This window comes from Deltaproteobacteria bacterium (assembly GCA_009692615.1).
GTDB lineage: Bacteria > Desulfobacterota > Binatia > UBA9968 > UBA9968 > DP-20.
Genome location: SHYW01000019.1, coordinates 30,818 through 54,910, shown reverse-complemented (window position 1 = coordinate 54,910; position 24,093 = coordinate 30,818). Strand labels below are relative to the sequence as shown.

Annotated in this window: 25 protein-coding genes and 1 pseudogene; 8 read left to right on the top strand and 18 right to left on the bottom strand. The window is 58.2% G+C overall.

Annotated features, from left to right (window positions below):
* Positions 1–325: 325 nt before the first annotated feature.
* Positions 326–1,372 carry a PAS domain S-box protein gene (locus EXR70_06825; GenBank protein ID MSP38187.1) on the bottom strand — a complete coding sequence of 349 codons (1,047 nt, stop codon included), beginning with the start codon at positions 1,370–1,372 and terminating at the stop codon, positions 326–328.
* Between the two features lie 130 nt (positions 1,373–1,502).
* Positions 1,503–2,522, bottom strand: coding sequence for a fructose-bisphosphate aldolase class I (locus EXR70_06820; GenBank protein ID MSP38186.1), 1,020 nt, complete (start codon positions 2,520–2,522; stop codon positions 1,503–1,505).
* A gap of 128 nt (positions 2,523–2,650) precedes the next feature.
* On the opposite strand from EXR70_06820, the gene EXR70_06815 reads away from it, so the two are divergent.
* Positions 2,651–2,989 (top strand): phage holin family protein, encoded by a 339-nt coding sequence (locus EXR70_06815; GenBank protein ID MSP38185.1) that lies wholly within the window; start codon positions 2,651–2,653, stop codon positions 2,987–2,989.
* A gap of 172 nt (positions 2,990–3,161) precedes the next feature.
* Here EXR70_06815 and EXR70_06810 read toward each other — a convergent pair whose 3' ends face one another.
* Positions 3,162–4,121, bottom strand: coding sequence for an ABC transporter substrate-binding protein (locus EXR70_06810; protein ID MSP38184.1), 960 nt, complete (start codon positions 4,119–4,121; stop codon positions 3,162–3,164).
* A 47-nt stretch (positions 4,122–4,168) separates the two neighbouring features.
* Here EXR70_06810 and EXR70_06805 point away from each other — a divergent pair, with 47 nt between their 5' ends.
* Positions 4,169–4,870, top strand: a complete 702-nt coding sequence (locus EXR70_06805) for an SDR family oxidoreductase (GenBank protein MSP38183.1) — start codon at positions 4,169–4,171, stop codon at positions 4,868–4,870.
* A gap of 160 nt (positions 4,871–5,030) precedes the next feature.
* On the opposite strand, the gene EXR70_06800 is transcribed toward EXR70_06805, so the two are convergent.
* Both EXR70_06800 and EXR70_06795 read right to left on the bottom strand, forming a co-directional pair.
* Positions 5,031–5,330, bottom strand: a complete 300-nt coding sequence (locus tag EXR70_06800; protein ID MSP38182.1) for a hypothetical protein — start codon at positions 5,328–5,330, stop codon at positions 5,031–5,033.
* A gap of 10 nt (positions 5,331–5,340) precedes the next feature.
* A complete protein-coding gene (locus EXR70_06795) occupies positions 5,341–5,574 on the bottom strand; it encodes a glutaredoxin family protein (protein MSP38181.1) in 234 nt (77 codons plus the stop codon).
* A gap of 97 nt (positions 5,575–5,671) precedes the next feature.
* Here EXR70_06795 and EXR70_06790 point away from each other — a divergent pair, with 97 nt between their 5' ends.
* The 3 genes from EXR70_06790 (at position 5,672) to EXR70_06780 (ending at position 9,021) form a co-directional block, all read left to right on the top strand.
* Complete coding sequence (locus EXR70_06790; protein MSP38180.1) at positions 5,672–7,543, top strand: M20/M25/M40 family metallo-hydrolase; 1,872 nt, start codon at positions 5,672–5,674, stop codon at positions 7,541–7,543.
* Between the two features lie 144 nt (positions 7,544–7,687).
* Positions 7,688–8,296: a glutathione S-transferase family protein gene (locus EXR70_06785; protein MSP38179.1), complete on the top strand. Its 609-nt coding sequence runs from the start codon at positions 7,688–7,690 to the stop codon at positions 8,294–8,296.
* A complete protein-coding gene (locus EXR70_06780) occupies positions 8,245–9,021 on the top strand; it encodes a hypothetical protein (protein MSP38178.1) in 777 nt (258 codons plus the stop codon). The genes EXR70_06785 and EXR70_06780 overlap by 52 nt, the downstream gene beginning before the upstream one ends.
* A 15-nt stretch (positions 9,022–9,036) precedes the next feature.
* Here the strand turns inward: EXR70_06780 and EXR70_06775 are convergent, their stop codons facing one another.
* Complete coding sequence (locus EXR70_06775; protein MSP38177.1) at positions 9,037–10,170, bottom strand: rubrerythrin family protein; 1,134 nt, start codon at positions 10,168–10,170, stop codon at positions 9,037–9,039.
* Positions 10,171–10,327: 157 nt separating this feature from the next.
* Between EXR70_06775 and EXR70_06770 the strand changes: the two genes are divergently transcribed.
* A complete protein-coding gene (locus EXR70_06770; protein MSP38176.1) occupies positions 10,328–11,536 on the top strand; it encodes a threonine ammonia-lyase in 1,209 nt (402 codons plus the stop codon).
* A gap of 8 nt (positions 11,537–11,544) precedes the next feature.
* On the opposite strand, the gene EXR70_06765 is transcribed toward EXR70_06770, so the two are convergent.
* The 6 genes from EXR70_06765 to EXR70_06740 form a co-directional block, all read right to left on the bottom strand.
* Positions 11,545–12,015, bottom strand: a complete 471-nt coding sequence (locus tag EXR70_06765; GenBank protein MSP38175.1) for a universal stress protein — start codon at positions 12,013–12,015, stop codon at positions 11,545–11,547.
* Positions 12,016–12,047: 32 nt separating this feature from the next.
* Positions 12,048–12,947 carry a universal stress protein gene (locus EXR70_06760; GenBank protein ID MSP38174.1) on the bottom strand — a complete coding sequence of 300 codons (900 nt, stop codon included), beginning with the start codon at positions 12,945–12,947 and terminating at the stop codon, positions 12,048–12,050.
* Between the two features lie 212 nt (positions 12,948–13,159).
* Positions 13,160–14,104: an AAA family ATPase gene (locus EXR70_06755; protein MSP38173.1), complete on the bottom strand. Its 945-nt coding sequence runs from the start codon at positions 14,102–14,104 to the stop codon at positions 13,160–13,162.
* A 44-nt stretch (positions 14,105–14,148) separates the two neighbouring features.
* Positions 14,149–14,652, bottom strand: a complete 504-nt coding sequence (locus tag EXR70_06750; GenBank protein MSP38172.1) for a hypothetical protein — start codon at positions 14,650–14,652, stop codon at positions 14,149–14,151.
* Positions 14,649–15,149 carry a hypothetical protein gene (locus EXR70_06745; protein ID MSP38171.1) on the bottom strand — a complete coding sequence of 167 codons (501 nt, stop codon included), beginning with the start codon at positions 15,147–15,149 and terminating at the stop codon, positions 14,649–14,651. The genes EXR70_06750 and EXR70_06745 overlap by 4 nt, the downstream gene beginning before the upstream one ends.
* Before the next feature lie 61 nt (positions 15,150–15,210).
* Positions 15,211–15,777 (bottom strand): DoxX family membrane protein, encoded by a 567-nt coding sequence (locus EXR70_06740; GenBank protein ID MSP38170.1) that lies wholly within the window; start codon positions 15,775–15,777, stop codon positions 15,211–15,213.
* 453 nt (positions 15,778–16,230) lie between these two features.
* Between EXR70_06740 and nrfH the strand changes: the two genes are divergently transcribed.
* Positions 16,231–16,650 (top strand): cytochrome c nitrite reductase small subunit, encoded by a 420-nt coding sequence (gene nrfH / locus EXR70_06735; protein ID MSP38169.1) that lies wholly within the window; start codon positions 16,231–16,233, stop codon positions 16,648–16,650.
* 15 nt (positions 16,651–16,665) lie between these two features.
* Positions 16,666–18,068 (top strand): annotated as a pseudogene (locus EXR70_06730) (ammonia-forming cytochrome c nitrite reductase subunit c552).
* A 28-nt stretch (positions 18,069–18,096) separates the two neighbouring features.
* Here EXR70_06730 and EXR70_06725 read toward each other — a convergent pair.
* The 6 genes from EXR70_06725 to EXR70_06700 all read right to left on the bottom strand — a co-directional run bounded on the left by EXR70_06725 (position 18,097) and on the right by EXR70_06700 (position 24,070).
* Positions 18,097–18,801: a peptidase E gene (locus EXR70_06725; protein ID MSP38168.1), complete on the bottom strand. Its 705-nt coding sequence runs from the start codon at positions 18,799–18,801 to the stop codon at positions 18,097–18,099.
* Between the two features lie 16 nt (positions 18,802–18,817).
* On the bottom strand, positions 18,818–20,122 hold the full coding sequence (locus EXR70_06720; protein MSP38167.1) for a hypothetical protein: 1,305 nt from the start codon (positions 20,120–20,122) through the stop codon (positions 18,818–18,820).
* A gap of 81 nt (positions 20,123–20,203) precedes the next feature.
* Positions 20,204–21,232 carry an ABC transporter substrate-binding protein gene (locus EXR70_06715; protein ID MSP38166.1) on the bottom strand — a complete coding sequence of 343 codons (1,029 nt, stop codon included), beginning with the start codon at positions 21,230–21,232 and terminating at the stop codon, positions 20,204–20,206.
* Positions 21,207–22,511 carry a hypothetical protein gene (locus EXR70_06710; GenBank protein ID MSP38165.1) on the bottom strand — a complete coding sequence of 435 codons (1,305 nt, stop codon included), beginning with the start codon at positions 22,509–22,511 and terminating at the stop codon, positions 21,207–21,209. Before EXR70_06710 ends, EXR70_06715 begins: the two co-directional genes overlap by 26 nt.
* A 218-nt stretch (positions 22,512–22,729) precedes the next feature.
* The gene (locus tag EXR70_06705) at positions 22,730–22,984 is read right to left on the bottom strand and encodes a glycine/betaine/sarcosine/D-proline family reductase selenoprotein B (protein ID MSP38164.1); all 255 of its coding nucleotides are present in this window, start codon (positions 22,982–22,984) and stop codon (positions 22,730–22,732) included.
* A gap of 24 nt (positions 22,985–23,008) precedes the next feature.
* Positions 23,009–24,070 carry a glycine/betaine/sarcosine/D-proline family reductase selenoprotein B gene (locus EXR70_06700; GenBank protein ID MSP38163.1) on the bottom strand — a complete coding sequence of 354 codons (1,062 nt, stop codon included), beginning with the start codon at positions 24,068–24,070 and terminating at the stop codon, positions 23,009–23,011.
* Positions 24,071–24,093: the final 23 nt, after the last annotated feature.

Sequence of the window (24,093 nt, the reverse complement as noted above, 5' to 3'; positions counted from 1 at the left end):
ACGCACACACTTGGCCTATATCGAACCAACTCCAACAAGGTGGGGTTCCGCTATGGCCAGGTTTCTAACTTACGACCTCAACCCAACGCACTACCCTGACATAATCGCGTTGCTGTTAACATGACATATTGACGTTGCCACGACATGGGAAATCACCGACGGTGAATAGAACAATTGCGGCACCACGGATGATCTGGCGTTGAGGTCTGTGAAGGTTAACGACGCTGTGAAAGTTCGCTTCGCCTTAAACCGCATCGTAGGGTCGTCGAAGTAAGAGTGGCGGAGCCGATTCAGTCAGCGTGGCGACGAGAATTCGTCGTCGGGCTTAGTGCAGTTTTCGCTCCGACAATTCGAGTTCGATTTGCTGTTGATCGGGATCTTCCTCGATGCGTTTGCGCTCCGAAACATCGCGGAAGTTGACGACGATACCGCGCACCGCGCTGTCGTTCATGCGATTGTCGCCAAACGCCTCGACCACGCTCCAGTCGCCGTTGTGGTGGCGAATGCGCACTTCAGCAACGTACGTGGCACCGACGTTATACGCACAGCTAGCGATAAACCGTTGCATCACCGCCGCGTCGTTGGGATGGACATAGGTGAAAATATCGCTGCCGATCAAATCCTCGGGCCGATGGCCAAGGATTCGTCGGATCGAATCGCTGACGAAGGTAATCGTCGGCGGCAGCGGGTCGAGAACCGCGATGATGTCCGAGGTGTTGTGCACCAGCGAACGAAAACGCTGCTCGCTGCGGCGCAGCGCCTTTTGCTCCGCCAAGAGCACCTGCCGGCCGCGCTGGAGCCGTTCATAACGGCTGAACAACACGCCGATGGAAATCGCCGCCAAGACTAACAACAATGACGAGCCGATATCGACGGCGAGCATCGTCCAACGCGCCGCGGCGGTGTAGCGCAGCCGCGCCCGGCTGATCAGATCGATGAGCTCGGCGTAAGCGGTGTCGACTTTGTCGTCGTCGACCTTGAGCGCTTCGGCAAAGCGCGCCGACTCTAGCAAGTGAAACTCTTCGTCAGTGGCCTGGACATATGCGCTGTAGACGCGCCGGATCTCCCAGAAGCTCTCGTCCTCGACATGCTGCCGCAATTCATTGAAGTCACGAACGAGTTGACTACTCACTTGCTGACGGGAATGCTTCAGCTCTTGTGTCAAACTCTTGCGCGACATCGCTTCCCACTCGATGGCGCTCAAGCGGTTGGCCTGCCCTTCGATCTCGCCCATTAACGTGACGATACGGTGGCTGTTATCGCACCAATGGCGCAGGATCAATATGCCATAAATGGCCGACAGCGTGATGACACTTGCCGTAGCCCATACCAGCCACCTCCGGCCCGACGCTTGGGGATCGATAATTCTCATAGAATGGTAGTCCGACTAGCCCGGACTCCCATATCAAAGACAAGCCGGTGCCACAAGCTCCAGAGAAAAAGCTCATTGGCACCGGCGAGTTTTACGGAATGAATGTGCTGGAGAGCTAAATGGGTGCAGGCTACGCCGCGTCTTCCATCTTCTTGGTGTAGCTGCCGGTGCGCGCGGCGCTGTTCATCTTGGCGCGGTGGTAAAAAATTTTCTGCGCCGCCGCGACGTTGCCGGCTTCGCCCTTCCAGGCCTTGAGCGCCGGGTCTTGCAGCGCGCGGGCGTAGGAAAAACTCACTTGCCAAGGATGAGGGCCAATTTTGTTCATGGCATTTAAATGTTCAGTCGCGCTCACCGCGCTCTGGCCGCCGGAGAGAAACGCGATTCCAGGCACGGCGCCGGGCACGGTGCGCTTCAAGCAGCGGATCGTCCGCTCGGCGACTTCATCGACGCCGGCTTGGCGCGCATTGTCTTTGCCAGACACGACCATGCTCGGTTTGAGAATCATGCCTTCGAGATGAACGCGCTGTTCCAACAGCGTCGAGAAGGTGAGGCGCAAGGTCTCTTGAGTAACTTCCTCGCATCGTTCAATCGTATGATTGCCATCGAGCAACACTTCCGGTTCGACGATCGGCACGATGCCGCCTTCCTGGCACAGTGTCGCGTAGCGCGCCAACGCGTGGGCGTTTTGCACCAGGCAATTATAAGTCGGAATGCCGTCGCCGATGGTGATCACGGCGCGCCACTTGGCGAACTTGGCGCCGAGGTCTTTGTACTCTTTCACCCTTGCGCGCAGGCCGTCCAACCCCTCGGTGACGGTTTCACCGGGAAAGCCGGGAATATTCACCGGCCCTTTGTCGACCTTGATGCCCGGCATGATGCCTTTTTTGCTCAGCAGCTGTGAGAACTGCGTGCCGTCGCTCGCCTCGGTACGTAAAGTTTCGTCGAAAAGAATCACGCCGCTGATCGCTTCTTCGAGTCCTTTGGTGCCGAACAGCATCTCGCGATAACCGCGCCGGTTGTTCTCGTTGGATTCGATCTTGATGCTATCGAAGCGCCGTTTGATCGTGCCCATGCTCTCGTCGGCGGCGAGAATCCCTTTGCCCTTGGCCACCATCGCTTGAGCGATCGTTTCGAGTTCCTGCTTTGACATGGCAATCATGCCTCCTTTTGAATGTCGAATTGAATATCGAACTTGCCTATTTTACATTCTGTCCGGCTGCTGACAAGGGCCAACTACAGTTCAATTGTGAATTCTGCGCGCCTCTGTTAGAAAAAACCATGCGCAACTTGATCATTCATTGGGCCATCAGCGCCGCCAGCTTGGCGATCGTCGCCTATCTTTTTCCCGGCATCGCGTTGCGCGGCCTCGGCCCGGCGTTGATCGCGCCCATCGTCATCGGCTTAGTCAACGCCACTATCGGTTTCATTTTGAAAATAATCACCTTCCCGATTTCGATCCTGTCCCTCGGTTTGTTTCTCCTGATCATCAACGCTCTGATGCTGCAACTCGCGGCGTTTCTAGTCCCCGGTTTTTACGTCGCCAGCTTCTGGTCCGCCTTCTTTGGTGCCATCGTCATGAGCATCGTCAGCATGATCCTGCGCGCCCTGTTCGCGTAATCTTGAGGGCGGGTTTCAAACCCGCCCCTACGAATCCCAATTCTTTTTTGCGCCCTTTGCGCTTTTTGCGGTTAGCTAATCCGTGTCTTCGATCCGAGGGCGCGATGAATCGCGCCCCTACTTTGTGACCTTTGCGTTCTTTGCGGTTAATCCTTCCGAATCGTCTTTTTTGTTATTTAGCGCCCGTCGCCGCGCGCCAATAGCTATCATCGAAAAATCTTTCCGGCGACTCGAACGGCGGCTTATACGCGCCCATCTCTTTTCTCAGTTCGATCACCGTCTGGAGCGCCGCCGGATTGATGCGCGCCCGTGCAACTACTTTCGAATAGGCGATTTCCGCGGCGGCGCGATTGAGCTTTTCCTTGTCCATCGACAGTTGCAAAGTTTCTTCGCGATGTTCCGGCATCAGCAACCAATCGGTGGCCGCCGCCCAAGCGCGGATGAAGCGCACGACCAACTCACGGTGCTCCAACAACCAAGGCCGCAGCGTCCAGCCGCAAGTGAGCGGCCAACCCGGCACGTAATCGTCGCCGCTGGCGAGGAGAATGCCGCCCGCCGCCAAAACTTTGTCCGACGCCGGCAGCGTTAACATCGCCGCCACCACCCGGCGATCGAGGAACGCCTGCAAGCGCACCGGCGAGCTGCCGATGATTTCAATGTCGTACTCGCTGTCGTCGATGCCGCGGGTACGGAGAATTATTTTGCGGATCAAATCCAAATTGGAATCGCCCGGATCGCCGGCGAGTAATTTGCCACGCAGCTTGTCAAGGGAATCGAATCCCGGCTGGCCGATCAAATAGGCGCTCAGTCCTTCTTCGGCTTGCATGAACAGCATGTAGTCGACGCCGTCGGTGGTCGTGCGCGCGATCATCGTGTCGGCGCTGCTGAGAGTAAAATCCCAACGTCCCTCCGCCATGCCTTTATTATGATCCGGCGCGTAAGTGGTTTCGTGAAATCTTACTTCGAGATTTTCTTTGGCGAAGAACCCTTTGTACTCCGCCACCAGATGCGGCGGCCGCCGGTTGTATCCAGTGATGCTCAGCACATCCACATTTTTTTCCTCCGCGTTGTTCTTACTACCGCCTCGCGCCTCAAGCCTCAAGCCTAATCTTGGTTTAGCACGGGGAATCAAGTTAAGATGCCGCGAGACTTAAACACGAAGCGGAAAAGGAAACTTGCATGAAACTCAAAGACAAAGTCGCTCTGATCACGGGTGGCGGCCGCGGCATCGGCAAAGCCATCGCCATTCACTACGCCCGCGAAGGCGCCAAGCTCGCGCTGTGCGCGCGCACCGCCAGCGAGCTCGATCAGACGGTCAGGGAACTGCGCGCGATGAATAGCGAAGCCGAAGGTTGGCCATGCGACGTCGCACTCGAAGAACCGGTTAAAGAATTAATCGCCAAGGTGCAGCAAAAATATGGCCGCATCGATATTCTCGTCAATAACGCCGGGATCATGACTCGGCCGACGCCGACGATCGAACTCGACGTCAAGAAATGGGACTACACCATGGCGGTCAATTTGCGCGGGCCGTTTCTGATCACCCAAGCGGTGCTGCCGATCATGCTCAAGCAAAAATCCGGTTCGATCATCAACGTTTCGTCGATGATCGGCCGCGGCGCCTACGCCAACTTCCTCGCCTACGCGACCTCCAAGTGGGGCTTGGAAGGATTCACGCAGACACTCGCAGCGGAAGTGCGCTCCGCCAACATCCGCGTCAATTCAGTGGAGCCCGGCTACGTCGCGACCAAGTTGACCGGCTACAGCGGCAGCAAACCGGAATCGGTCACCGATGTGTTTGTCTATCTCGCGTCCGACGAAGCCAAATCTGTGACGTCAAAAATGCTCAGCTCTTCAGGTTGGAAAGGCCAAATCAAATAATTCTTGTAGGGGCAAGGCGTGCCGTGCCCGTTTCAACCGATGCGGTTGGTGTACTCACCACATCCTACGGGTTTCGCCATGACGAGATTTAGTCAAAACAAAAAAAAGGGGCGGGTATGACACCCGCCCCAAAACAACGTTGATAAATAAAAATCGCTAGCTATTTTTTCTTCAACAGCGCCAGCGCTTCTTTGATCTTTTTCATCGACTCGCCGTGGTCGCCGCCGTCGTGAAGTCTTTCCGATTGGTCGACCAGCGCTTTCGCCTTGTCTTTGTCCGCTTTGACGAGTTTGCTTTTGGCGAGCAGGTCGCGCCCTTCTTTGATCAGCTTCGGACAGGTGCGCGCCGCTGCCGGCGACGGCGCCAAGCCGAGCAAGAGCAAACCGACAAGCGCAGCTTTTGCAACGAAAGCGCGCCGGCTGATTTTCGCACCGGATTCAAAGTCGCATTGGCGAATCATAGCGATCTCCCTATAATCCCAACAGCTCTAAAATTTTCAGTTGATCGAAACCGACCACCGACTGGCCATCGATAATGGTCACCGGCGTGCTCTGAAAACCTTGATCGATTAGCTCCTTCATCGCCGCCTTATCGGCGCGAACATTTTTCTCGACAAACTCGACACCCTTTTGAGATAGAAACTCTACCTCTTTGTGACAAGGGCCTCAGCCAGGTTGGGTATAAACAACAACCGATTTTGCCATGGCAAGTTCTCCTCCTGTGATGATCTGCCACCGTTTATAACATTTCCCCTGGGCCGCCGCAAAAGTGACCGGTCGCCTTCAATCGACTTAGCGAAACATGCTAACCTCGGTGTTCGTTATGAATGATATCCGCCAGGACAAAGCTAAATTCAAACTGCGCCTAGCCAGCCTAACGCTCGGTGGTGCGATTCTCATCGCTCTGTCGGCTTGGAGCCAACAGCTCGCGGCGCCGAGCGCCGATGACGCACTGCTGCGCCACGTCAAACAATTGGCGTCCAACGAATTCGCCGGGCGCGGCGTCGGCACGGCGGGAATCGATCTCGCCAGCGCTTATATCGCCGAGCAATTCGCCAAGCTCGGTCTCAAGCCGGCCGGCGACGCCGACGGCTATCGGCAAAATTTTGAAGTCGCCGTCGGCGTCACGATCAAAGAGCCGACGCTGCTCGCGCTCGACGATCGAGCACCGCTAGCGCGCAATGAAGACTGGACGCCGCTGAGCTTTTCGACATCCGACAAAGTCGTGGCGGAAATGGTCTTCGCCGGCTACGGCATCACCGACAAAGAGTCCGGTTACGACGACTACGCCGGGCTCGACGTCAAAAACAAAATCGTCTTAGTGCTGCGCTACGAGCCGCCACCGAAAAGCGCCAAGAGTCCGTTTCGCAACGCCCCTGATTATTCCAACCACTCGGCGCTACGCACCAAGGCCAACAACGCCCGCGACCATGGCGCCGCGGGTTTGATCCTTGTCGATCTCAATCAACGCGGCGAAGACAAAACCGAACTGATCACGACCCTCGGCAGCCTGGCGCGCGGCGGCGGCAGTTTGGTCGCGGCGCAGATCAAACGCCACGTAATCGAAGCGTGGCTCGAACGGCGCGGCGTCTCGCTCGCCGCGCTCAAGGAAAAAATCGACCGGGAAGAAAAACCGGCATCGCAGCCGATTGCCGACAGCACCATACAGCTACAAGTAACACTGCAAGAGAATCGGGCGCGCGCGGATAATGTCGTTGGCTTCCTGCCCGGCGCTGACGACGAATTGAAAGATCAAGTCATCGTCATCGGCGCCCATTACGATCATCTGGGCACGGGCGAGTTCGGCGCGCGCAACGCCGGCGCCGCCGGCGAGATTCATCACGGCGCCGACGACAACGCTTCGGGCACCGCCCTGCTCCTCGATCTTGCGCGCCGGTTGAGTCAACTGCCGGTGCGGCCGGCGCGGACTATTTACTTCGCCGCCTTCAGCGCCGAGGAGCTCGGCCTTTACGGCTCGCGCCACTTCGTCGAGCGCTTCCCCGCCATCGGCGCGATCAAGGCGATGATCAATCTCGATATGGTCGGCCGACTGCGCGACAATCGGCTGACCGTTTCCGGCGCCCGCTCGGGTGAAAAACTTTCCGAGATCGTCACCGGCGCCGGCCGTACCTTGGGTTTTGCCATCGGCGAGAGCGACGATGTCGGCCGCAGCGATCACATGTCTTTTTACAACAAGAAAATCGCCGTGCTCCATTTCACCACCGGCGTGCACCCAGACTATCACCGGCCGAGCGACACTTGGGAGAAAATCGATATCGACGGCATGGCGCGGGTCGGCGATCTAGCGTTGGCCACAACGCTCAGCGTTGCCAACGCCAAGGAGCCCATGCGCTTTGTCAGCCTGCCTTCCCGTCCGCCGTCGGAGCGCGGCGACGACCGACGTGGCATCAGCGTCTACCTCGGCACCATGCCGGATTACGGCGCCAACAGCGCGGGTCTCCGGCTGGCGGGAGTGGCCAGCGATAGCCCGGCGGCCCGCGCCGGTCTGCGCGAGGGCGACGTTATCGTCAAGCTCGCCGAAGCGAAAATTCAAAATATTGAGGACTTAACCGCCGCGTTACGCAATCAAAAACCTGACGATGAGGTCGCCATCGTGGTGCTGCGGGGGGAAAGCACATTGACGTTGAAGGCTATTTTACGCGAACGCGGCTAGCTGAACTGCGAAAAGCACGCGCCGCATGGCGGACAACTCTTCTGGCCGCTTTTTTGCGCAGATTTTGAGAAAAAGCTCGCAGCTCAAAAATCCTTATGTTACAATCCTCCTTAGTTTTATGGCCTTTAAGGAGGTTAGTTGTCGATGATCAAGCTCTATACGTTTCCGCCCTCGACCAATTCGCGCAAGGTTCGCATTGCTCTGCTGGAGAAAGGGCTGGAGTTCGAGCGCATCAACATTGACCTAACCAAACGAGAACAAAAGAATTCGGACTATTTGAAGATTCACCCCTTCGGTCAGATTCCGGCCCTCGATGACGAGGGCTTCATCGTTTATGACTCGACGGTGATCAATGAATATCTCGAAGACGAGTATCCATATCCTTCGTTGATGCCGCGGGACTCGGAAGGACGCGCCAGGGCGCGGTTGCTGGAGGACTTTCGCGATAGCCATTTCAACGGCTTTTTCGTTCACATCATTCAGGAATCGCGTAAGCCCGAAGGCGAGCGCGACGCGACGCGTATCGACGCCGCCAAGGGCGAGATTACCAAAGCCCTCGATCGCCTCGAACAGGAATTGAAAAACCAAGACTACCTCGCCGGCAGCTTCAGCCTGGCCGACGTCGCCTTCATGGCCAATCTCGAATTGTTCGATCGCTTCAGCATTCCGGTGGACGCCGCCAAATATCCCAAAACCGTCGCCTGGATCGCCCGGCTCAAGGCCCGACCCAGCTTCGCCGCTTCCGCCAGTTAGTCTCAAGGATGAGCCCCAGTCTCATCCAGTTCATTTTCGCCTGGCTCGTCCATCTCTACACCGCACTCGGCGCGGTGATCGGTTTCTGCACTATCCTCGCCATCGAACAGGCGGACTTTCGCGCCGCGTTCTTTTTGATGGCCGGCGCCGTCGTCATCGATGCCACCGATGGCACACTGGCGCGCTATGCCCGCGTCAAAGAAATCCTGCCCTGGTTCGACGGCGCATTGCTCGACGAGATCGTCGACTATTTTAATTACGTCATCGTGCCCTGCCTGTTTTTAGCGCGAGCCAATCTGCTTCCACCCCAGGACGCGCTTTACCTCTCCGCCCTGCCCTTGCTCGCCAGCGCCTACGGCTTCTGCCAACGGGACGCCAAAACCGCCGATTATTTTTTTCTCGGCTTCCCGTCCTACTGGAACATCGTCGTCTTTTATTTCTACGCGCTCCAAACGCCGCTGTGGGTCAACGCCTTCACGCTCATCGTCTTGGCAATCTTAGTCTTCGTGCCGCTGCGCTATATTTACCCGAGCCGTAGCCCGCGCTTCAGAAAACCAACCAACATCCTCGGCGCCCTGTGGGGTGCGTTGCTCATCTACTTGATTTATCGCTTGCCCGACGCGCCGCGGGCACTCACCGGCGCATCGCTGGCCTATCCGATTTACTACACGGCGCTGTCGCTTTGGTTGGAGATTCAACGGCTGGCAGTCGCAAAATCTGATTAATGCGCGGATCGGAAATTAACCGACAATTGAAACACCGAGCAGCCAGCCGACGCCGTAGGTGATCAGCGACGCGACCAGGCCGATGGCGAGCATGCGAAAGCCGCTAAACAGCGGCCCGCGAGCGGTGAAGATCGATAGCAGTGCGCCCACGGCGAACAACGCCAAGCAACTTAAAATCGCGCTGGCGACCGACGCATTGGTGCCGGAGGTGACGAGAAACGGCAGCACCGGTACCAGTGCGCCGACGATGAAGGCAACAAACGAACTACCCGCGGCCACCCATGGCGAACCCAGCTGCGAAGGATCGAGGCCGAGTTCTTCGCGCGCCAGGGTGTCGATGGCGGTGCGCGGGTTAGCGATGATCCGGCGCGCCATCAAGTGGGCGTCGACCTCGGGAATGCCCTTGGCCTGATAGATCAGCGCCAGCTCTTCTTCCTCTTCCTTGGGCGACATTTCTAATTCTTGCTGCTCCATGGCGATCTGCTGCTCGAACAGCTCGCGCTGGGCGCGCACCGAAACATATTCGCCGGCGGCCATGGAGAACGAACCGGCGAGCAATCCGGCGACGCCGGCGAGTAAAATATATTCCGGCTTCGCCTCCGCGCCGGCAAAACCCATCACTAAGCTGAAATTGGAAACCAAACCGTCGTTGATGCCGAACACCGCGGCGCGCAGGCTGCCGCCGCGCGACGCCATGTGCCAGCCTTCGCGGCCGACAATGTCACCATGCGCGGTGCCTCCTTCTTCGCCCATTTCGCGCAGCGCCCGGCTATGGGCGCGTTCTTGAGCCGGCAATCCTTCGGCCTCGGTTTGATTTAGGTAGCCCGCCTCATCGCGCGCTTCCAACGCGCTGATCAGCGGCACCACGCGCTCGGTGCCGAAGTTGCGCGCCAGCCAGCCAAACACACGCACCCGCGCGCTGCGCCGGTAGACCGGCACCGTGCCGCCGCCGGCTTGAATCAGCCTCACCCAGCGCTGCGCATGGCGCTCTTCGGCGCGCACCATCTTGCGAAATATTTCGGCGCGCTGCTCGCTCTTCTCGGCCGCCGCCAGGGAACGATAAAGCTCGATGCCGTCCATCTCGATCAGATAATTCTGACCGTAGCGCGCGACATCGGCGGCACTGATATTTTCATTGCTCTCGGCCATGGGATTAGTTTTGAGTGCTTAGTTTTTAGTTTTGAGTTGAGAGCCGCCGATGCTTATCCGGATTTTGTAATTTTGAATCTGGAATTTGGAATTTTCTCTTCTTACATACCCGATCCACCTTGCACTTGCCAACCATTTTATCTTAACCTCGGCGATCATGATCACCTTCGTCGATGTCGAAGAAGCGCGCGAACGCATCAAAGAACAAATTTATTTTTCGCCGCTGCCCTACTCGGAAACCTTGAGCCGCATGACCGGCAACCGGGTTTTCTGCAAGCTGGAAAATCTCCAATTGACCGGCTCCTTCAAAGAACGGGGCGCGCTCAATCGCCTGCTCACGCTCAGCGCGGAAGAAGCGCGCCGCGGCGTGATCGCCGCCAGCGCCGGCAACCATGGCATGGCGCTGGCCTTTCATAGCCGGCGCTTGAATATCGCCTCGACCATCGTCATGCCGCTGTTCGCGCCGCTGATCAAAGTTACCCGCGTGCGCCAATACGGCGCCCAAGGAATTCTCCACGGCAACGACTACGACAGCGCCCTCGCCGAAGCCCAGCGCTTGAGCCAAGAACAGCAGTTGACCTTTGTGTCGGCGTTCAACGATCCCTGGATCGTCGCCGGCCAAGGTACCATCGGCCTCGAACTCTACGAGCAGAATCCCGACTTGGACGCGGTCATCGTACCGGTGGGCGGCGGCGGACTGATCGCCGGCATCGCCTTGGTGCTAAAAACTTTGAATCCGAAAATCCGCATCATCGGCGTCCAAGCCGAAACCGTGCCGTCGATGAAAACCGCCTTGGCCAAAGGCGCACCGGAGCGCGTGCCGCCGGCCACCACCATCGCCGACGGCATCGCCGTGCGGCGCGTCGGCGAAACGCCCTTCGAGCTGGTCAAAGAGTTCGTCGACGAGATCGTTACGGTCAGCGAAGGCGAGATCGCCAACGCGGTCTTGCTACTCTTGGAAATCGAAAAGACCGTGGCCGAAGGCGCCGCCGCCGTGCCGCTCGCCGCGTTGATCAATAAAAAGATTGCTCTCGAAAACAAAAACGTCGGCCTGGTGATCTCCGGCGGCAACATCGATATGAACTTGATCGCGCGCATCATCGAAAAAGGCTTGATCCAAGATGGCCGGCTCTGCCGCATCAGCGTCGTCATCGCCGACCGTCCCGGCAACCTGGCGCGGCTCACCCAGCGCATCGCCGATCTCGGCGCAAACATTTTACAAGTGAACCAGAGCCGTGGCTTCGGTCAGATCGCCGTCGGCGAGACCGAGGTTGAAATAATTCTCGAAACCAGCGGCGCCGAACATATCCAAAGATTGCTCGACGGCCTCGGCGAGGAGAGCTTTCGCGTTCGACGCGAATTCTAAGCGAGGCGCTAAGCCGCCCTCTGCACCGGCCCATCAGCTTTATTCGCCGGGATCGCCAACACTGGGCAACTCGCGTGGGCGATTACTTTTTCCGTCACGCTGCCGAGCAACATATGATCGAGGCCAGTGCGGCCATGGGTCGCCATCATGATCACGTCGACCCCTTCCCGTTCGGCGAGATCTGCGATATTGACAGCGGCGCCACCGAATTCGACCTTCTGCCGGACCTCGACCAGGTTCATGAAATCGGCGAACTTTTCCCTGAGAAACTTGTCTAAGAACGTCGTCTGCTCGGCCATCAAGGTGCGCGCCGGCCCAAGATTTTCATGCTTGCCGAACCAGTCCTTGCTCACGTCAATGACATGCAAGAGCATCAGTTCCGCGCCGGTTTCGTATGCAGTTTCAAACGCGTGACGCAGCCCAACACAGGACAATTCCGAATAATCCGTGGGAGCAAGAATTTTTTTGATCTGGTTCATAACCACCTCCGTATTTTCCAATCGTCAAAGCCTCAAGCCCCGTGCAACACCAGCACCGGTTCCTCCGCATGGCGCACGACCTTCTCGGTCACGCTGCCCAGCGCCCAGCGGCTCAAGCCAGACCTGCCATGGGTACACATCGCCACCAGGGCGTCAGGACGCTTGTTGGCGTAGCGGACGATTTCCTCGGCGCCGGCACCTTCCAGCGCCACCCAGTTCACTCGGGTTAGCCCGGTGGCTTTCAAGCCATCGGCTGTCTTGATCAGGTAGTCTTCGAGGTTTGCCTTCAAGTCGCGCAGCATTTCGCCGTAGTTAGGCAAATAATCCTCGCTGCCATAGTAGGCAGTGGCGGCCAATTCATAGGCGCGGCACAACACGACGTCGAGATCGAGGGTCTTGGCAACTTCGCAGACCATCGGCAAAACCGTCTCAGCCAGCTCCGAACCATCGAGCGGCACAACGATGGTTTTGATCGCCGGGGCACAAGCGCTTTCAGACTCGCCGGCGCGCACGAGAAACAACGGTGCGCTAGTGCCGCGTAGCACTTTCTCCGCCACGCTGCCCATCATCCAGCGGTTGATCCCCGAGCGGCCATGGGTCGCCATGGCGATGAGCGTGCCTTTCTTCGCCTCGGCGCGCTCGATGATCACATCGGCTGGCCGGCCGCGCTCGACCCGGCAACTGACGGCAAGGCCGGGAAAGGTCGCGGCGACTTCCGCCAAGTGCTCGCGGCTGGCGTTTTCCCCCTCGGTGATAATCCGGTCGAGATAGCGCGCCTTGTCCGCCGCGATATGCGCGGTCGCTGCGGTGATATCGACGACTGCCAATAATTCGACGGGCAGCTTCAACGTCGCCGCCAAGCTGCGCGCCAATGGCAATACCTTTTCCGCGGTCTTCGAACCATCCAGCGGTATCAGGATCTTGCTGTACATATCGTTCTCCTTTCTCTAGCCTCTCGACTAGTGAATGGCGCAACTAGCATGCCACGGCGTCAACGCGATCCCATTGAGGAAAAGCACCGAAGTTTTTTATAATTGAGAAATTGTCTTGTTGGTTGTCGCGACATTGAGAAGCAGTCAGGCTGCCGCACACGACTTGGAACGACGGCTAAGAAATGGGAAGGAACGCTGCTTAGATGCAGATCTCACTCGATGCCGAGTTCTTCGATCTTGCGGTAGAGCGTGGAGAGGCTGATGTCCAGCAGCTTGGCGGCTTCCTTGCGATCCTGGTTGGTTTGCTTGAGCACGCGGGCGATGTGCTGCTTTTCAAACTGGCTAAGCGCCTCATTCAACTTGAGGGTAAATACCGGATGTCCGGCGGCGCTCGCCACCACCGCGGCCGGCAAGTCCTTCAGAGCGATGCGCTCGCCTTCGGCGAGGATCATCGTATGCTCGATGACGTTGTCGAGCTCGCGCACGTTGCCTTTCCAAGGCAGCGACATGAGCAGCTGGACGGCATCCGCATCGATGCCCAGAAAGTGGCGCTTCAACTCCGGGTTGTGGCGCTGGATAAAATAATCGATCAGCGCCGGAATGTCCTCGGGGCGATCCTTCAGCGGCGGAATGTGGATATTCATCACGTTCAACCGGTAAAATAAATCTTCGCGGAAACGGCCCGCCGCCATTTCTTCAGTCAAGTTACGATTGGTCGCAGCCAACACGCGCACGTCGATACGGCGCGGCGTGGTCGTGCCGATGGGCAGAATCTCTTTGGCCTCAAGGGCGCGCAACAGCTTAACTTGCAGATGCTGCGCCACCTCACCGATCTCGTCGAGAAAGATCGTTCCGCCTTTGGCTTTCTCCAATAACCCTTCTTGATTGGCGAAAGCACCGGTGAACGATCCCTTGATATGGCCGAACAATAAGCTCTCCAGCAACGTCTCGGGCAACGCGCCGCAGTTCACCGGTAAAAACAGTTTGTCCTTGCGGTCGCTCAGCGCATGCAGCGCCAAAGCGATCAGCTCCTTGCCGGTGCCACTGGCGCCGGTGATCAGCACCGTGGCCTGGGTGTTGGCGACTTTCTTGACTAGATTGAGCACGTCGCGCAGCGCCTTGCTCTTGCCGATGATGTTGTCGAGATGAAATTCCATGGATCAAGATTGGCTTAACACTCACGCGCCAGTTCGCCAGCGGCTCACAGTCTTTCCGCCGCGGACAACAGCTCTGGGCTGGAACAGAATCGCCTAAGCGCCGCTTTGAGCTTTTGCCGTTGCACGCTCGCCGGCACGCCGAGATTTTCCATGGTCTTGGCGACCGCTTCTCCGCCCAATTGCGTCAATTTGCTATAGATCGCATCGATCTCGGAGCTTTCGATTTCCACCGCGGTGCGGAAGGCTTCATCGATCGTCAACCTAGCCGTACCTTGAGCAAGATAAGCATTGAGCCGCAGGCTGAGTTGCTGCGCCTTGTCGCGGTTGATCGTTGGGTCAAGCGGCTCGTCGGCGAAATTCACGATCACCGCGCGGCAAGCCTGGAGAATACAGGCATGCTGCTCTTCTTCCTTGGCCATCTCCCACCAGAAATCGCGCAGCTCCGGTTGGGCAAGAAAGAGATGCGAGAAGCGAAAATAGATCTTCGAAACCAGCCGTTCGATCGCCGCGAAGCTCAACAGCGGATCGAACCGCTCCTCGCTATTCATGTGGCGCTTAGACTCCCTCTCAGAAATTCGAGCAATTCAACATGCTTTTCGGAATCGCGAATCATCGAATCGATCAAGACTTTGAACAGACCGTGATAATAGCCGCTGCTCGCCTCCACGAGTTTCTTGTAGTCTTTGATCCCTTCCTTTTCAATCCGGATGAATTCTTCTGTCGCCTCGCTCAGCTTGCCGTTCTTGGTCGCCAGACTACCTTCCAAACTGCCGGCGGGTTTGCTCCAAGTGAGGCTGCCCTTGAGTGTTGCCGCCATGGCGTGGATCACCGCGCGGTGCTTCTCTTCATCGGAGACGATCATCTGAAGCAGGAAGCGGGTCATCGGATTGGGCATTTCGCCCATAACCTTGCGATAGTATTCCAGCGACTTTTCCTCCTGCGCCTCGTGGGCTTCGAACTCATTGAGCAACCGCTCAATGGGCGAAATCCCTTCGGGAGCCTTCAACAGATCGAACATCGCGTTGAAATCAGATAGCTCTTCCATGACCCTGCTCCTTTTTTTTCGGTTGTGGGCGGGAAGCCGCTCCCGCCCATGGGATTTTTGCTTAGCTCACTTTCACTGTACGCATGGGACGGAAGACATGGCCCGGTTTCCACGGCGTGCCCACCGTCGGCAGCAGCCAGCGGTCGAGACCGATCCAGCCGGCGTTGCGCCATGCCAGAACCAACCAAGTCGCGATCGCGAACAGCATGCCGTTGGTCGACGCCGAACCGGCCATGATAAAGCTCCAGTTCATCATACCGCCGAAGAAAGCGGCGACTCCGACGAAGGCGCCGAGAATCAGCGCCATCGCAATGGCGAGTTCGCCGAAGATGATGATCTTGGAAAACCATGTATGGGCTTCGGCGCTAACCAGATATTCGATGAAGCTACGGTACCAGTCGTAGGTGATCGCCGGTTTGGGCGTCATCTTGAGGCCGCGCTTCCAGTAATCGAGCAACGCTTCACCGCTGCCGATCCATTTAGGATCGATAAACTTATGCCAGCCGGCCTCGAACCACATGTAGCCCAAGTACAACCGCACCGGCAGCCATAACCAACCAAAACGCGCGTCGCTAAACAGCAGCTTGGCGATGGGCGGTTCCTCAATCGCAATTCTATCAGTGCTCATAACCTCTCCCTCCTCTTTTACTTTCTACTTTTGCCTTCACCCGGTGTCAGCGCAATGACCGTGCCACCGAGAACTACCTGAAACCTCAGCGACTAAGAACATATATCGATGAAATTCTTCCCAACATCAGGAATCGTGACCGGGAGAATTCGCAGTTGTGCGAATACTCCGATTCGACGCGCTGGGTTAGCCCCGCAATGGAAAAAAAGTGTTCGGCACAAGAATCGCAACGAATCATTGCGTCATGGTGAAACAAAATTCAGCGAAGATACCGCCGTGGAAGAGATCGCCCGGCCGTTGACCACCCACGCGATCAAACGCTTGCCGGTGATGAACGATGGCGCTATCGTCGGCAATGTCAGCGCCGTCGCCCAGGGGCAGGATCTACGATCTATGAGATAATGCATACGGAGAGAAGCCGGCTTGCGATATCAAGAATTTTTACTGATCCTCATGGCCCTCGCCATCGGCCTGGCCGTCGGCATCAGCGGTTTTACCTTCGTCTACGCCAAGGGCGCGTCCTACTTGACCGACGATCCGGCCGCCTGCGCCAACTGCCATATCATGCGTGAACAGTATGACGGCTGGATGCGCTCGAGCCATCGCCACGCCGCGGTGTGCAACGACTGCCACACGCCCAAAGGTTTTGTCAGCAAGTATTTGAACAAATCGGCGAACGGCGCGCGCCACTCCTGGGCGTTCACCACCGGCTGGTTCCACGAACCGATCGCCATCAAGGCGAGCAACCGCGCCATCACCGAGAGCCGCTGCCGCGGCTGCCATGCAGCGATCACCGAAGCCATCGACACCAGTCATCCTGGCGGCCAGGCGATGCAATGCATTCGCTGCCATGGTTCCGTCGGACATCCATAGCATGGGAGCGTAAAAATGGCCGAAACATACGACTCACGAGAAACTAAATCCCGCCGCGCCAAACTGATCGTCGGCGTCGCCCTCGGCGCGGCGCTCCTGGCCGTCGTCGCCGTCGGTTTGCTCATCAACGTCTTCGAACGAAAACAGGAAGGCAAAAATCCTTTCTACCGGGTGGTCGAGCTCAACGACGAGATCGACGATCCGGCGATCTGGGGTAAAAACTTCCCGCTCCAGTACGACGGCTACCGGCGCACCGTCGACCAGGTGCGCACCCGCTTCGGCGGCAGCGAAGCGATACCGCGAACGCCGAGCCAAACAGATCCGCGCTCGGTGGTGGCCCAATCGAAGGTCGAAGATGACACGCGCTTGAAAGTCATGTGGGCCGGCTACGCCTTCGCCAAGGATTTTCGCGAAGAGCGCGCCACGCCTACATGCTCGACGACCAGACCTACACCGAGCGCCAGATCGCGGTGAAACAGCCGGGCACCTGCCTGCACTGCCACGCGTCCATCTATGTTCCCTATCGCAAAGCCGGCGGCGGCGATCTGATCAAGGGTTTCGAGAAGATGAATCAGCTGCCCTTTGCCGAAGCGCGCAAGCTAGTCACCCACCCGGTGGCCTGCATCGATTGCCACGCGCCAGACACCATGCAGCTGCGCATCACCCGGCCGGGCTTCATCGAAGGTATGCGCGCACTCAAAGCCAGCCAAGGCGTCAAAGACTACGACGTCAATGCCATGGCGACGCGCCAGGAGATGCGTTCCTACGTCTGCGGCCAGTGCCATGTGGAATATTATTTCAAAGGGCCGGAGAAACGCTTGGTCTATCCCTGGGCCAAAGGTTTGAAGGTGGAGGAAATCCTCGCCTACTACGACGAGCAAAAATTCAAAGACTGGACCCACGCCGAGTCCGGCGCGCCGGTGCTCAAGGCGCAACATCCCGAGTTCGAACTATGGAGCCAGGGGATTCACGCCCGCTCCGGCGTCGGCTGTGCCGACTGCCATATGCCCTACAAACGCGAGGGCGCGCAGAAGATGAGCGACCACCATGTGCGCAGTCCGCTGCTCAACATCAACCGCGCCTGCCAGACCTGCCACAAGATTCCCGAAGCCGAATTAAAAGCGCGGGTCGAGACCATTCAGGAACGCACCCAGCGCTTGCGCAATCTGGCCATGGACGCGCTGATCGAGCTGATCGGCGATTTGAAACGCGCCAAGGCCAACGGAAAAGACGACGGCCAACTCGATCCAGCGCGCGGCTTCCAACGGCGCGCGCAGTTTTTCTTGGACTTCGTCGAAGCGGAAAACTCCACCGGCTTTCACGCGCCCCAAGAAGCGGCAAGAATTATCGGCGGATCCATCGACGCATCGCGCAAGGGCCAGGTGGCCCTGCGCGACGGTAAAAGCCCGACGAAATGACTCTGCTCTGGTTCGAAAAATTGAATCGTTACGCCAGGTATTCCACCGGCAGCGCCACTTCCTGCACCGAACCATGAGCGACGCGCATGCTGTAAGCGCGGGCACCGCGCTTGGAGGCGATGACTTTGTGAATTTCGCCGCCGATGTAATGCACGCCGGTCCAGTCTTCGATGGCGACGCCGGCGGCGATGTCACCGGCGGCGAGCAGTTTGTGAAACGCCGGCCGGCGCTGCGCTTCGCCGTCGAAATGGGGACAGCAGCTGCCGGGGAGAAAGCCCATACAATCGAGCGTACACAGCCCGTCGGAAAACGAGTCGGTCAGCCCTTGCTCGAACCAACAGATCGCCCCAGCACTGACGCCAGTCAAAACGATGCCGGATTCCCATGCTTCCCGGAGAATTTCTATCACACCCCAATCGCGCCATACGGCGATCAAGCTCTTGGTGTTGCCGCCGCCGACATAGATGACATCTTGATTGAGCAAGAACGAGCGCAAGTCCGGCGTCCGTTTGAAAAACGTCAGCACCGAAGGTTGGCAGCCGAGTTTCAGGAATGCCGAATAAAAACTCGCGACATAATGATCCGGCTCGCCGCTCGCCGTCGGAATGAAACAGACCCGCGCATGCTGCGCACCGCTTTGCCGGATGACGTACTTCTCCAATTCTAAATTTTCTGCATCGCGGTAAAATCCGCCGCCGCCGATGGGAATGATTTGCTTCGCTTTCTCCGCCACTCGTCCTCCGATTTAGCTAATACAACTCGCACGCCCACTTATCGCCGCCCCAATTGTCGACGCCGCCGATGATCATATCGCGGGCGTCGAGGGTCAAAGCATGCGCCGCTGGCGTCGTCGGCGCGCCGGGATAAGTTAAGACACGAATGTCTTGGTACGGCCCGATAACTTTTTCCGCCGCGGGCAAGTCGATCCAGCGGTCGCGGCTGCCGGTGCTGATAACCGCATCGGCCGCCGTATCATAAAACAGCAGTGGCGAATCGACGCCGTCTTTGCCGCCGTACTCGTAGGTGACTAGAACGGTTTTGATGCCCAAGCGCTCGCAGGCGCGAATCGTCAGCATCATCTCGACAAACGCGTTGCCCGAGCCGAGCCATGTCAGCAGCACCGCTTCGGCGCCTAAACTTTTCGCCAGTTGCGCCGTGTTGTGCGCCACGACTTCTTTGGCGTGATGAGTTTCGTAGGATATCCGTTCGAGAATCACCCCGGCGAACGCCAGCTCACCCGCAGCCTGAGCGCGATAAAGTCGTAACGCCAGCGGATGATTCTGCCAGTCCCATGTCGTCGGATAGTAACCGATACCGCGAGTCGTGTTCATCGTCACTGCGCCGTCGAGCAACTCATTGGGATGGAGCGCGGTCGGCAACGATTCGCGCATCGGCAGGCCGTAATAACTTACGCCGGAATGAGGCTGCTGCGCTTGCGTGATGCAGCCTTGGATCAGCACCACGCGCGGCTGTTGCGATTGCCAGTGCAAGTCATGGCATGAGCTTCGCGGCGGCGTCATGCCGCGCGTCGTCTCAGCCGCTTTGCAGGCGACGGCAAACGCCGCCTTTTGAATCGCCCCATGGGCCTCGAGCTCGCCCAAGCCGGCGCGAATGCGCAGAATCAAAACTAAATGGCTGAGAGTACTGAAACGCGACGCCGCGGCACCGCTACCCCACATGTCGAGAATCGCGCTACGCTGCACGCCGGTGCCGGCGCGAATCGTGCCCTCGTAAGCCGCCGTGGCGAGCACGGCCATGCCAGACAAACGATGCGTCAATCCGTCGCCGACCGTCGCCACCGGACCGATGACGCCGGGAAATACTTGCGCATCGTTGGTGAATTTGTAGCGCGGCTCGACGACATCGCGAATGCCCGTGACCCGCACTGCTTCGCCGGGCGCGACGACGGCCAGCTCCGCGCTATCGATGCGCGGATCTTGCCGCGCCAAGCGCACGAGATCGTCGCGATCCACGTCGAGGATATCATCGTGATAGCGGTGAACATCGCCAAGACGAATCTGGCGCACCGGGAATTCAGCTAATGTGAGTTGCATAAGTATTGCTTTCGTAAGGGCGACCGGCCGGTCGCCCCTACATCGGACGGCACGAATAATTCGGTATAGGAATGATCTCGATTATTGCAGCAGTCCTTCCTTTTCCAATTTCTTAACAATGGTATCGTCGATCAGATTCACCGCCTTGAGCTGGCGAATCTTTTCGTTGCCAATACCGAGCAGACGAATCGCGTTATTGATCCCCTCGACATTCGGATACACACGCCGCTCATAAACGTTGCGAATCACTTCGTAACCCTCTTCCGCATCCTCCGGCCGAACGATCTGCAAATTCTTGGTCAGCGTTGCGACCACGGAAGCCTTATTGGCCGGGCGCTGAATGAAAGCGATCGATTCGACCAAAGTGCGGATCACTTTCTCCGCCGTCGCCGACGAAGTGCTCAAATAACTGCGCCGCGCCAAGATCGCCGTGCTCTGAAACGGCACGCCCAACTTGGTCAAGTCGGCCATCACGCGAAACCCCTGCTTCTTGAGCATGGTCGCGTAGGCGTAGCCCGCGTAAGTCGCGTCAACCGTGCCGAGAATCAACGACTGCACCATCACCGACTCGTCGCCGACGATACGCAAATTGATCGCGTCGCGCTTCGCTTCGAGGCCCCAGTGTTCAAGCACCAACTGCGTGATCATCCAGACGCCGCCGCCGATGCTCTGGATGGCGATGTTTTTGCCTTTCAAATCGGCGGGCGATTGAATCGCCGGCGACGCCACCATGGTGCCGTTGAGTTTGTTCGCCAAGCCCGCGACAAACACTAGATCGAGTCCATTCGCCATCGCGCCCAGCGCCGACCCATTGGCCGAGCCGGAATAGAATTGCGCTTCGCCGGCGGAGAGCGCCGACAAGGCGACCGCGGCATTGCGCATGAAGATCAACTGCACGTCGAGATCGTGCTTGCGAAAAAAGCCTTGATCCCGGGCGACCAGCAGCGCGCCGGCGCCGCGCTCGTTCAGCGATGAATAAGCGATCACCACCCGCGTCGCGGCAAAAGCCCGCGGGGCCAATGCCGCGATCACCGGCAAAACGAAAATTACCAATCGGCAAAACTTTTTCATCGAGCGCTCCATGTTAATACGCCGCGCACTGCCACGCATCGCGGCCCCAATAATCGACGCCGCCGACAATCATGTCGCGGGCATCGAGGGTGAACGGCCCGCGCGCCGGCGTCAGCGGCGCGCCGGGATAATTCAACACTTTGATTTCGTCATAGGGCCCGACGATCTTGTCCGCCGCCGGCAAATCGACCCATCGATCGCGGCTGCCCGTGCTCGCAATCGCGCTCGCTTCCGGCGCGTAAAATAGCAGCGGCGAATCGACGCCGTCTTTGCCGCCGTATTCGTAAGTCGTGAGCGTGGTCTTGATGCCGCGCTGCTCGCAGGCGCGCAGTGTCAGCATGACATCGACGAACGCGTTGCCCGAACCGGTCCACGACACCAGTGCCGCCTCGGCGCCGAGCATAGTCGCCAGCTGTGAGGTATTTTGCGCGATCACTTCTTTGCCGTGAAAGGTATCGAAGGCGATCCGTTCGAGGATCACGCCGAGAAAATTTATTTGCCGGCGATGGGCGCGATACAGTCCGAGCAGCAGCGGATGATTCTGCCAATCCCAAGTGACCGGGAAGTAAGCCAGGCAGCGGGTCGCGTACATGGTGAAGGCGCCGTCGAGAAATTCGTTGGGATGAATTACCGTCGCCAGCGAATCGCGGATCGGCAAGCCGAAATAGCCGACACCGGAGTGCGGGTTGCTTGCGTCGGTCAAGCAACCTTGGATCAGTAAAACCTTCGGCAACGTCGAATCGGCGCCGCCCAATTCGAAGACTTCAATTTGCGTCGGGTCCAATCCGATGGTGACTTCCGCCAAGCGCTTGGCTGTTTCAAGCGCCGCTCGTTGAATAATCGTGTGCGCGGTGAGTTCCGATAAACCTTTCGCCAAACGCAAGTTCAGCACCAGTCCATTCAAAGCGCTGAACGGCGAAGCCGCGGCGCCGGCGCCCCACATGTCGAGAATCGCGCTGCGTTGCACGCCTAGCCCGGCGCGCACCGTGCCTTCATATTCCGCGGTGACGAACACGGCCATGCCGGACAGCCGATGGGTCCGCCCGTCACCCACCGGTTCCACCGGCCCAAGCACACCAGGAAACACTTGCCCCGAGCCGACAACCTTCACGCGCGGTTCCACCACGTCGCGAATGCCGGTGATTCTGACTCTGTCGCCGGGAGCGACGACATCGAGCCACGCTTGCTCTATTCTACTTTCTTGCAGAACCGACTGCTCGATCGCGGATTTGTCGACGGTTAATTGTCCGGCGGAATAACTAAACTGTTCGCCCAACGCAATGCGCGAAACCGGAAACTCAGCCAACTCAAGACGCATGAAGGGTTCCTACACTCGTGCCGTGACGTAGAATTAAAGTTCGATACTCGAAACTTCCCCCTTTGAAAAAGGGGGAACGAGGGGGATTTTGAAGTTGCTGCGCGAGAGAAGCTCCGCTCAAGAAAATCCCCCCTTGCCCCCCTTTTTCAAAGGGGGGACATACCAAGCCATGATCGAAAGATCTTCCTTGGAAGAAAACACGATCACGATCACGCGACTCATCCATTCGCCGCAATCCTAGGCGTGAACACAGTCGTCGTGTCGACCTTCGCTTCCAGTGCCTTAAGCGCCGTCGAGACGATCTCACGGCGCAACTCGCTGTCCAGCGCCGCCGGCAAACTGGGATCGCCGCAGGGATGGGGAATCGCCACCGCTTTGACAATCCGGCTCGCGCCAACTTGTTCCGCCACTGGATACATCGCACTGATCATCGCCACTGGGAGACCTGCTCTGTCGAGTTCCTTGCTAATCACAGCGCCGCTGCGACTACAGGTTCCTCACGTGGCGACGAGCAAAACCCCTTGCACGCCGTCTTTTTTCAAATCGGCAGAAATTTCTTGGCCGACCCGGCGCATCACCGCCGGCGAACCTTGGTTGCCGGGAATGACATAATAAGCGGGATAGAGTTTACCGCGGCCGATTCTCCCCTCGGCTTCCAACGCACGCAGCGCATCGAGCGGCATGCCATAGTGCGGGTTCTGATTCATAAAGGCGACGTTGTAGCCGCCGTGCACCGCTTCCCATTTGCCCGGCTCTAACTTCGCCAGCTCGGAGAAATTATACTTGCGCCAAAAAGTATTGCGATAAGTTTTAAAACCATCCGGATTGCCCCAGGGCACCACGCCGCCGGTGCAGATGACAGCTAAATTCGCCGCTGCGGCATCGGCCAACGGCGCCGCCGGTTCGACCTTGTCCCACACTTCCATCGGTACTTCGGTGGTGAACGGCTGGCCGGCAACTTTAGCGAGCAGCATATCGATGGCGCGATCGGCGCCGCTGCGCTCGACGCGCACCAGCTTACGAATGCCGCGCGGCAGATAGCCTTCCTTGGCGGCGGGGCCGATTTCTTCACCAGCGGCCAGGCGGCAAGCGAAGGGCGCAAGCGCCGTCAATGCGCGGGCCATGCCGGAGGCGGTCTCGGCGGTGGGCAGCAAAAAAACTTTGTCGTTGTGATAATCGCAGTAGACGCCGATGCCGGGATTTTCCGGCTCCATGCCGGTGACGCAGCGAAGTCCAAGCTTCTCGCTCGCCGCTTGGCAAATCTCGGCGCAGGCCAAACCGTATCGGCCGGCGTTGAACGCAGGACCGGCGACCACCACGTCTGGTTTTTGTTTCTCTAACTCGGCTAGAAGCGCCGTCAGCGCGGCATCTTTATGTTCATGAAAATAATTATCGCCAAAGTAAAGCGTCGCGACCACTTGGCCGCGCTCCGCCAACTGCACCTGGAGCCCCCGCGCCGCGCCCACCGCGCCGTCGGCGACCGCCACTGGAATGTCGGCTTTCTCTTCGCCGCCGATACCGGCAAAAAATTGATTGAGGATATGGACAATGCGAATCATGATTACTCTCCCTCCGTCGACGG

What these genes read in the sequence shown, in the direction of transcription:
- EXR70_06825 (MSP38187.1), bottom strand. Translation starts at nt 1,372, where the DNA reads ATGAGAATTATCGATCCCCAAGCGTCGGGCCGGAGGTGGCTGGTATGG.
- EXR70_06820 (MSP38186.1), bottom strand. Translation starts at nt 2,522, where the DNA reads ATGTCAAAGCAGGAACTCGAAACGATCGCTCAAGCGATGGTGGCCAAG.
- EXR70_06815 (MSP38185.1), top strand. Translation starts at nt 2,651, where the DNA reads ATGCGCAACTTGATCATTCATTGGGCCATCAGCGCCGCCAGCTTGGCG.
- EXR70_06805 (MSP38183.1), top strand. Translation starts at nt 4,169, where the DNA reads ATGAAACTCAAAGACAAAGTCGCTCTGATCACGGGTGGCGGCCGCGGC.
- EXR70_06800 (MSP38182.1), bottom strand. Translation starts at nt 5,330, where the DNA reads ATGATTCGCCAATGCGACTTTGAATCCGGTGCGAAAATCAGCCGGCGC.
- EXR70_06790 (MSP38180.1), top strand. Translation starts at nt 5,672, where the DNA reads ATGCTAACCTCGGTGTTCGTTATGAATGATATCCGCCAGGACAAAGCT.
- EXR70_06785 (MSP38179.1), top strand. Translation starts at nt 7,688, where the DNA reads ATGATCAAGCTCTATACGTTTCCGCCCTCGACCAATTCGCGCAAGGTT.
- EXR70_06775 (MSP38177.1), bottom strand. Translation starts at nt 10,170, where the DNA reads ATGGCCGAGAGCAATGAAAATATCAGTGCCGCCGATGTCGCGCGCTAC.
- EXR70_06770 (MSP38176.1), top strand. Translation starts at nt 10,328, where the DNA reads ATGATCACCTTCGTCGATGTCGAAGAAGCGCGCGAACGCATCAAAGAA.
- EXR70_06765 (MSP38175.1), bottom strand. Translation starts at nt 12,015, where the DNA reads ATGAACCAGATCAAAAAAATTCTTGCTCCCACGGATTATTCGGAATTG.
- EXR70_06760 (MSP38174.1), bottom strand. Translation starts at nt 12,947, where the DNA reads ATGTACAGCAAGATCCTGATACCGCTGGATGGTTCGAAGACCGCGGAA.
- EXR70_06755 (MSP38173.1), bottom strand. Translation starts at nt 14,104, where the DNA reads ATGGAATTTCATCTCGACAACATCATCGGCAAGAGCAAGGCGCTGCGC.
- EXR70_06750 (MSP38172.1), bottom strand. Translation starts at nt 14,652, where the DNA reads ATGAATAGCGAGGAGCGGTTCGATCCGCTGTTGAGCTTCGCGGCGATC.
- EXR70_06745 (MSP38171.1), bottom strand. Translation starts at nt 15,149, where the DNA reads ATGGAAGAGCTATCTGATTTCAACGCGATGTTCGATCTGTTGAAGGCT.
- EXR70_06740 (MSP38170.1), bottom strand. Translation starts at nt 15,777, where the DNA reads ATGAGCACTGATAGAATTGCGATTGAGGAACCGCCCATCGCCAAGCTG.
- nrfH (MSP38169.1), top strand. Translation starts at nt 16,231, where the DNA reads ATGGCCCTCGCCATCGGCCTGGCCGTCGGCATCAGCGGTTTTACCTTC.
- EXR70_06720 (MSP38167.1), bottom strand. Translation starts at nt 20,122, where the DNA reads ATGCAACTCACATTAGCTGAATTCCCGGTGCGCCAGATTCGTCTTGGC.
- EXR70_06715 (MSP38166.1), bottom strand. Translation starts at nt 21,232, where the DNA reads ATGCGTGGCAGTGCGCGGCGTATTAACATGGAGCGCTCGATGAAAAAG.
- EXR70_06710 (MSP38165.1), bottom strand. Translation starts at nt 22,511, where the DNA reads ATGCGTCTTGAGTTGGCTGAGTTTCCGGTTTCGCGCATTGCGTTGGGC.
- EXR70_06700 (MSP38163.1), bottom strand. Translation starts at nt 24,070, where the DNA reads ATGATTCGCATTGTCCATATCCTCAATCAATTTTTTGCCGGTATCGGC.